Genomic DNA, 3,208 nt, shown 5'->3' with positions numbered 1-3,208 from the left:
CACGGCCTTTCTGTGCGGGGGTCGGCCCGCCCCGTGGCGGGGCGGGCCGGGCCGCCGGCGGTGCGCCGGCGGCGGTCGGTCAGCCGAGGCCCTGGAGGATCTTCTCGATCTGGTCGAGGACGGCCGACATCGTGCTGTAGCGGTCGGCGTAGCTGTAGTCGATGCCGTGGACCTGGCCGGTCCTGGCGGCCTTCAGCAGCTTCCACTGCGGGGTGGCGAGCATCTTGTCGACCTCGGGCGTGAACTTGCCGCCCGAGTTGCCGATGAGCACCACGTCCGCGTCGGACAGGACCGACAGCTTCTCCTGCGAGTACTCGTTCTCGTGCGTGTCGGTCTTGTCGGACTCCTTGGCGAAGCCGGCGCCGAGGCCGTTCAGCACCTGCCCCATCCACGAGGTGCGGGTGTCGATGTAGAACTTGCCCTCGCCGTAGGTGCTGACGATGGTGAACTTCTTCTGCAGCGCCGTCGCGTACTTGCCCTTGACCTCGGCGAGCCGCTTCTCGTAGGCGGCCTTCAGCTCCTTGGTCTTGGCCTCGCGGCCGACCGCGGCGGCGATCTTCTCGGCCGAGCCGACCAGCTCGCTCGGCTTGGTCACCTCGAAGTACAGCGTCGGCGCGATCTTGGTGAGCTTGTCGATCGGCCAGCCGAAGTCGGCGCCCTCGACGATGATGAGGTCGGGCTGGAGCGCGGCCACCTTCTCCAGGTTGATCTGGTCGCCGGCGCCGATCTCGGGGATCTTGGCGCCCTGCGCCTGCTGCGCGGGCACCAGGTCCAGCGGCTCCTCGATCTTGGTGGTGCCGACCGGGACGACGCCGACGTCCAGCAGCGCGCCGGTGGCGTAGTTGATCCCGACGACCTTCTTGGGGTTCGCCGGCACGGTGACGGAACCGTTGGTGGCCTGCACGGTGCGGCTGGTCGCGCTCGGCGCGGGCGCGGCCGCGTCCTTGGCGTCGTCGCCGCAGCCGGTGAGGGACAGGGCGCCGACGGCGAGCGCGGCGACGAGGAGCCGCGAGCGGCCGAAGAGGGGGTTCATGGTCTGGTTCTCCTGGGGGCGGGGTCAGGCGGGTTCGGTCCACCCCAGGCCGTCGGCCGTGGGGACGAGGCCGCCGGGGAGCAGGGGCGCCTCCCGGGTGGCGGAGCCGAGGACACCGCGTCGCTGGATCTCGTTCATCTCGTGCATGACGTCGCCGACGACCGGGACGCCGAACAGGTGGTTCATCCGCTCGCCCGAAGCGGTGGTCATGTCCCCCGTGGCCTCGACCGCCTCCGACAGGGACCGGGCGGAGGCCCCGAACCGGTCCACCATCTCCGCGGGGGCGGTGAGGGCGGTCTCGCCCGACGCCACGCCGCCGACGAGCGTCACGAACGCCTCCATCGCGGTCGTGTCGAAGGCGGTGACCTTCTTGGCCTTCCAGAAGTAGCCGTCCTCGTTCCCCTGCATGTCGTAGAAGGAGCTGAGGAACTCGTAGAAGACCTTGTACTCGCGGCGGTAGCGGCCCTCGAACTCGCCGAAGGCGCGCTCCTCGTCCAGCTCGCCGCCGAGCACGGAGTTGACGGCGCGGGCCGCCAGGAGCCCGGCGTAGGTGGCCAGGTGCACGCCGGTGGAGAACACCGGGTCGATGAAGCAGGCCGCGTCGCCGACGAGGGCCATGCCGGGCCGCCAGAACCGGGTGTTGGCGTAGGAGTAGTCCTTGCGGACGCGCAGCTCGCCGTAGGTGCCCTCGGTGACGCGGGCGGCGTCCGGGCCGAGCAGGTCGCGGACGATCTCGCAGCGGTCGAGGAAGCCGCGCAGCGCCTTCTCCCGCGCCGCCTGGTCGCCCTGGATCTCCTGCGCGCGGGTGGCGCTGATGACGGCGCCGACGCTGGTCAGGGTGTCGCTGAGCGGGATGTACCAGATCCAGCCCTCGTCGAACGCGGCGCACAGGATGTTGCCGGCGTCGGGCGCGGGCAGCCGGCCGCCGCCCTCGAAGTAGCCGAACAGCGCCAGGTTGCGGAAGTGCTCGGAGTAGACGCGCTCGCCGCCGACGGCGGCGCTGATGCGGGTCCGGTTGCCCGAGGCGTCGATGACGTACCGCGCGGACACCTCGTGGACCTCGCCGTCCGCGTCGGTGTAGCGGACGCCGGTGACCTGCCCGCCGTCCTCGACGACCTCGCCCACCGCGGCGTTCTCGCGGACCTCCACGCCCTTGGCGGCGGCGTTGCGCAGCAGGATCTCGTCGAACTTCATGCGCTCGACCTGGTAGGCGTAGGAGGTCGGGCCGGAGATCTCCGGCGACAGCGCGAACAGGAAGTTCCACGGCACCGGGTTGGTGCCCCAGCGGAAGCTGCCGCCGCGCTTGCGGGTGAAGGCGGCGCGCTCCATCTCCTCCTCGACGCCGAGCAGCCGGCAGATGCCGTGCACGGTCGCCGGGAGCAGCGACTCGCCGATCTGGTAGCGCGGGAAGGTCTCCTTCTCCAGCAGCAGGACGCGGTGGCCGCGCCGGGCCACCAGCGTGGCCGCCGTCGATCCGCCGGGACCGCCGCCGACCACGACGACGTCGAAGCTCTCGTTCTTCACCTGGGGGGCTCCTCGGGGTGTGACGCGGGGGTCGGGGGTGTCAGCGGCCGAGCAGGGCGACCCACTCGGCCACCGTCGGTCCCTCGGCCAGGTCCACGAAGGTGACGTCGGCCCCGTCGGCGCGCCAGCGCTCGACCAGCGTCATCATCCGGATCGAGTCCATGCCCTGGTCGATGAGCCGGAGGTCCTCGTCGAGCTCGCCCGGGGGAACGCTCAGCACGTCCGCCACATCGGCGCGGACGCGGTCCGCGGTGAGCGGGGTCCGCTCCATGACGTCACCTCTCAGGGGATCAGATTAGGTAAGGCTTACCTAAGATCCCGTCGCCGTCCACCCGCTGTCAAGCTCGCCCGGTAGTGATCAGAGTCGCCTCCGCCGATACTGGACGCTTCCCGCAACATAGGCAAGCCTTGCCTAACAAATCCCCAAGACGGCCCGCGCCCCCAGCCGCTCTGCGAACGGCCGCCCCATCGCCCGTGACCGGCCGGTCATCGTTGGCGGCGGGGCGGGGTGGCCGTCGCTCGACCGGCGGCACGGGTGCGCGCGGCGAAGGTCCGGGTCGGTTCTGCGGGCGGGCCGCGCGGGGCCGGGGGTTCGCCGGCCCGCCGCGAACGGCTTCGGGTGCGGCGGGCGTGGTGGTGGCGGCGGGTGGG

General features: G+C 71.5%; 3 protein-coding genes. All 3 read right to left on the bottom strand.

Going from position 1 to position 3,208, the window contains the following annotated elements:
• Positions 1-79 precede the first annotated feature (79 nt).
• From K1Y72_RS01165 to K1Y72_RS01155, 3 genes are read right to left on the bottom strand one after another with little or no spacing between them, the layout of a single operon-like run.
• On the bottom strand, positions 80-1,033 hold the full coding sequence (locus K1Y72_RS01165) for an ABC transporter substrate-binding protein (protein ID WP_220162329.1): 954 nt from the start codon (positions 1,031-1,033) through the stop codon (positions 80-82).
• A gap of 24 nt (positions 1,034-1,057) precedes the next feature.
• On the bottom strand, positions 1,058-2,557 hold the full coding sequence (locus K1Y72_RS01160; RefSeq protein WP_220162327.1) for a tryptophan 7-halogenase: 1,500 nt from the start codon (positions 2,555-2,557) through the stop codon (positions 1,058-1,060).
• Between the two features lie 40 nt (positions 2,558-2,597).
• Complete coding sequence (locus K1Y72_RS01155) at positions 2,598-2,828, bottom strand: phosphopantetheine-binding protein (RefSeq protein WP_220162325.1); 231 nt, start codon at positions 2,826-2,828, stop codon at positions 2,598-2,600.
• Between the last annotated feature and the right edge of the window lie 380 nt (positions 2,829-3,208).

This window comes from Actinomadura parmotrematis (genome assembly GCF_019458805.1).
GTDB classification, from domain to species: Bacteria; Actinomycetota; Actinomycetes; order Streptosporangiales; family Streptosporangiaceae; genus Spirillospora; species Spirillospora parmotrematis.
The sequence above is the reverse complement of the archived record's forward strand: the minus strand, read 5'-3'. Positions and strand labels throughout refer to the sequence as shown.

What these genes read in the sequence shown, in the direction of transcription:
- K1Y72_RS01165 (WP_220162329.1), bottom strand. Translation starts at nt 1,033, where the DNA reads ATGAACCCCCTCTTCGGCCGCTCGCGGCTCCTCGTCGCCGCGCTCGCC.
- K1Y72_RS01155 (WP_220162325.1), bottom strand. Translation starts at nt 2,828, where the DNA reads ATGGAGCGGACCCCGCTCACCGCGGACCGCGTCCGCGCCGATGTGGCG.